1 pseudogene is annotated in these 510 nt (G+C 48.2%); it reads right to left on the bottom strand.

The features are described 5' to 3' along the window. Positions 1 to 70: 70 nt before the first annotated feature. Positions 71 to 510 (bottom strand): annotated as a pseudogene (locus tag R8O11_RS31485) (c-type cytochrome); the annotation flags it as partial.

The following is a 510-nucleotide window of genomic DNA, read 5'->3' as shown; positions in this document are numbered from 1 at the left end:
GTGAGCCATGTAGGCAAAGGTGCACGCCACCAGCATCGCAATAAATAAGCATGAATTGACCAACCTAAACTTATTCATTTTCCAGCACCTCTAAAATTACTGGCCTTGGGGCGCTGAGTGACGTCAAGAACGCTTCGATGTCTTCGATATTGCTATCACTCATCGTAATACCAAGCTGCGTTTGTGCCATGATTTGAATGGCCTCAGCAAGGGTGGTCACTTGCCCGTTATGAAAATACGGCCCCGTTAATGCGACGTTTCTTAAACTGGCAACACGGAAATAATACCCCTCATCCCCTTCCGTTGTGAGTAAATGGCGCCCTGTGTCTTTCTGCACGGGTTTGTGCTCAAAGTAAGCGAAGCGTTGAATCATCGCGCCGCCAACATTTTTCCCTTGATGACATTGTACGCACCCAGCTTTCTGGAAGGTTTTCCAACCGCGTTTCGCTTTCTCACTCAAAACATGCGTGTAACCCAATAAGTAGGCATCAAACGGCGCGCCGGGAGTTT

Source organism: Vibrio sp. 1288 (assembly GCF_033344475.1).
This window is presented reverse-complemented; position numbering and strand designations above follow the sequence as displayed.